A 3629-nucleotide genomic window follows, 5' to 3' on the forward strand; every position below is an offset into this window, starting at 1 on the left:
CCAGCTCGGCGAGGTCACCGACCGGCTCCTCGCCGCCTCGGCCCCGCGCCCGGGCGAGCGCGTGCTCGACGTCGGCTGCGGCGCCGGCGGCTCGACCCTCGCCCTCGCCGAAGCCGTCGGCCCCTCCGGCGGCGTGCTCGGCCTCGACCTCTCCGAGCCGCTCCTCGCCCGCGCTGAGGAGCGCCGCCGCGAGCTCGGCCTCGGCCACGTCCGCTTCCAGCGGGGCGACGCCGAGGACCACCCGCTGCCGGCCGAGGCCTTCGACCTCGTCGCCTCGCGCTTCGGCGTCATGTTCTTCGCCGACCCGGTCGCCGCCTTCCGCAACCTCGCCCGCGCCCTCCGGCCGGACGGCCGCCTCGTCTTCGTCGCCTGGGCCGGCCCCGAGCACAATCCCTGGTTCACCATCCCCCAGCGCGCCGCCGTCGCCCGCCTCGGCCCGGTCGCGCCCGCGCCGCCCGAAGCGCCCGGCCCCATGGCCTTCCGCGACGCGGCCCGCGTCACCGGCCTCCTCGCGGCCGCCGGCCTGCGCGATCCCCGCGCCCGCGCCGTCGACCTCGGCCTCTCCAACCCCGGCGGTCTCGATGCCGTGCTCGCCCTCGTCGGCAACATCGGCTCGCTGCCGCGGGTGCTGCGCGAGAAGGGCGGCACCCCAGAGGACCGCGCCGCCATCCTCGCCGAGGTCGCCGAGGCCTTCGCCCCCTTCGCCGGCCCCGAGGGCCTCCGCCTCCCGGCGCGGGTGATCCTCTACTCGGCCCGCGCCTGAGCCCGGCTCAGACCACCATCACCTGCGTGCCGATCTTCGCCCGGTCGTAGATCTCGACGATGTGCGCGTTGTGCAGCCCGATGCAGCCGGAGGACGACTGCCGCCCGATCTTGCGGATGTCGTTGGTGCCGTGGATCAGATAATACTGCCAGGAGAGGTTCATCGCCCTGACCCCGAGCGGATTCTCCGGCCCCGCCGCCACGTAGGCCGGCAGATCCGGGTTGCGCTCGAGCATGCTCGGCGTCGGCCGCCAGTCCGGCGCCGGCCGCTTCAGCACGATTTCCGTGCGCCCCCGCCGCGTCATCTCGTCCGACAGCGGCACCGAGGTCGGATAGATCCGGTAGAAGCCGTCCTCGCCCCAGTAGTGCAGCACCCGGTCGTCGATGATCGAGAGGATGGCGTCGTTCCTGAGCGAGGGGAAATAGTCGCGCCAGTCCCGGGTCTTCAACCCGGAGATGCGCCGCAGCGCCGCCTCGCCGCTCGTCTCCACCTCCTCGCCGGCCAGCGCCGGCCCGGCCGTCGCCGCCAGTCCCGCGCCCAGCCCCGCGCCCAGCCCCGCACCCAGTGCCAGGCGCGCAAATCCCCGCCGGGTGATCCGCTCGTTCATGCCTCTGCCCTCGTTTCTCGTTGGCCATGGTCGACAATCGCAGGTTGTCCCGCCGCGGGCCTCCGGCGTCAACACACGTCGCCGTGCCCGCGGCGGGGCCGTTTCGTCTATACGTTGTCAATACGCCAGAAAATATCGTGTAATTTCAACATGCTGGTTCGTGGGCACGCGTGCCCCACCGTGCGCGCGCACTTCCCCCCATGCCCGGCCCCGCCTATCATCCCCGGATGGCCGACCTCTTTGACCCCCGCCCGACCGACCGCGCCCCTCCGCCCGAGGCCCCGCGCCCGCTCGCCGACCGGCTCCGCCCGACCCGGATCGCCGACGTGGTCGGCCAGGACCACCTCCTCGGCCCGGAGGGTCCGCTCGGCCGCATGCTCGCCGAGAAGAGCCTCGGCTCCATCGTCTTCTGGGGCCCGCCCGGCGTCGGCAAGACCACCATCGCCCGCCTGCTGGCCGACGCCACCGACCTCGCCTTCGTGCAGATCAGCGCCATCTTCACCGGCGTCGCCGACCTCAAGAAGATCTTCGAGGCCGCGCGCCTGCGCCGCGCGAACGGCCGCGGCACCCTCCTCTTCGTCGACGAGATCCACCGCTTCAACAAGGCCCAGCAGGACGCCTTCCTGCCGCTGATGGAGGACGGCACCATCGTCCTCGTCGGCGCCACCACCGAGAACCCCTCCTTCGAGCTCAACGCCGCGCTCCTCTCCCGCGCCCGCGTCCTCACCCTCAACCGCCTCGACGAGGCCGCCCTCGAGAAGCTCGCCGCCCGCGCCGAGGCCGACCTCGGCCACCCGCTGCCGGTCACGCCCGAGGCCCGCGCCACCCTCGTCGCCATGGCCGACGGCGACGGCCGCTCGCTCCTCAACCTGATCGAGCAGATCGCCGGCGAGACCGGCCCCCTCGACCCCGCCGCCCTCTCCCGGCGCCTCACCCGCCGCGCCGCGATCTTCGACAAGTCCGGCGACAGCCACTACAACCTGATCTCCGCCCTGCACAAATCCGTCCGCGGCTCCGACCCCGACGCCGCCCTCTACTGGCTCGCCCGCATGCTCAAGGGCGGCGAGGATCCCCGCTACCTCGCCCGCCGCATCACCCGCATGGCCGTCGAGGACATCGGCCTCGCCGACCCCGCCGCTCAGCGCCTCTGCCTCGACGCCTGGGCCACCTACGAACGCCTCGGCTCGCCGGAGGGCGAACTCGCCCTCGCCGAGGCGGTGATCTACCTCGCCCTCGCCCCGAAATCGAACGCCGCCTACAAGGCCTTCGGCGCCGCCATGGCCGCCGCCGAGCGCACCGGCTCGCTGGTGCCGCCCAAGCACATCCTGAACGCCCCGACCCGCCTGATGAAGGCCGAGGGCTACGGCCGCGGATACATCTACGATCACGATACCGCCGAAGGTTTCTCCGGACAGGAATACTTCCCGCCGGAAATGCAGCGCGAAAGCTACTATCAGCCCGAGGGAAAAGGATTCGAGCACAACCTGCGCGAAAGCCTTTTGTCTTTTGCCGCTCAGCGCGCTAGGAAGGCGGACAGTGACTGACCCCGCGACCCGGAGGCCCTTCCGATCTCGCCGCAGAGCCTCATCCAGCTCGTCTATGTCAGCGTGTCGGCGCCCGGCCTGACACAGGATGACCTCGATGCCATCGCGCGCTGCTCCGCCGCCAACAACCGCAAGCTCGGCATCACCGGCCTGCTCATCCACCAGGGATGCGTCTTCTCCGGTACGCTCGAGGGACCCGAGCGGCGGATCCTGGCGCGCATGGAAGTCATCATCCGCGACCCCCGCCATTCCCGGGTCCGCGTCCTCCGCGAAGCGCCGATCGCCACGCGCCGCTTCGAGAACTGGAGCTTCGGCGCGCTGCCGCGGATGCGCGAAGGCAGCGAGGCCGGCGAAGGTTTCATCCTCCGACTCGCGCACGGCCCGCGACAGTGATTACTCGGTCTACGCGAACGCGTGATTGACCATCCGAATCGTTTTTGGTTTGGAACGGAACTAAGAGAAACGATCGCGGGGGGAGAGGCATGCGCGGTGTGGGCCCAGGCGGCGATCTCGTCGAGTTCGTGTTCGAATCCCGGGCGGTCGAGAGCCTGGCCCCGGGTATCGCCGCCCGACTCGCGCGCCAGTCCTGGAGCAACAACGTCCGCGCCGGCCTGACCGGCGAGCTTCGCCTGCAGGACGGACGGTTCTTTCAGGTGGTCGAAGGTCGCTGCGACGAGGTCCTGAAGCTCGCGGCGCGCATCCTGACCGACTCGCG

At 71.5% G+C, this 3629-nt stretch carries 5 protein-coding genes; 4 read left to right on the forward strand and 1 reads right to left on the reverse strand.

Annotated features, from left to right (window positions below; genetic code table 11):
* Positions 1 to 763, forward strand: a 763-nt coding sequence (locus Q0112_RS07540) for a class I SAM-dependent methyltransferase (protein WP_297973466.1), incomplete at its 5' end; no start/stop codon positions are given.
* 7 nt (positions 764 to 770) lie between these two features.
* On the opposite strand, the gene Q0112_RS07545 is transcribed toward Q0112_RS07540, so the two are convergent.
* Positions 771 to 1370 carry a L,D-transpeptidase gene (locus Q0112_RS07545; protein WP_297973467.1) on the reverse strand — a complete coding sequence of 200 codons (600 nt, stop codon included), beginning with the start codon at positions 1368 to 1370 and terminating at the stop codon, positions 771 to 773.
* A 227-nt stretch (positions 1371 to 1597) separates the two neighbouring features.
* Here Q0112_RS07545 and Q0112_RS07550 point away from each other — a divergent pair, with 227 nt between their 5' ends.
* From Q0112_RS07550 to Q0112_RS07560, 3 genes are all read left to right on the forward strand, one after another.
* Entirely contained in the window at positions 1598 to 2914 is a 1317-nt protein-coding gene (locus Q0112_RS07550; RefSeq protein ID WP_297973469.1) for a replication-associated recombination protein A, read from the forward strand.
* A gap of 42 nt (positions 2915 to 2956) precedes the next feature.
* Complete coding sequence (locus Q0112_RS07555) at positions 2957 to 3307, forward strand: BLUF domain-containing protein (RefSeq protein WP_297973474.1); 351 nt, start codon at positions 2957 to 2959, stop codon at positions 3305 to 3307.
* A gap of 89 nt (positions 3308 to 3396) precedes the next feature.
* Positions 3397 to 3629 (forward strand): BLUF domain-containing protein (locus tag Q0112_RS07560; RefSeq protein WP_297973471.1); only part of this gene is annotated, 233 nt, incomplete at its 3' end.

The organism is uncultured Amaricoccus sp. (genome assembly GCF_937858865.1).
Taxonomy (GTDB): domain Bacteria; phylum Pseudomonadota; class Alphaproteobacteria; order Rhodobacterales; family Rhodobacteraceae; genus Amaricoccus.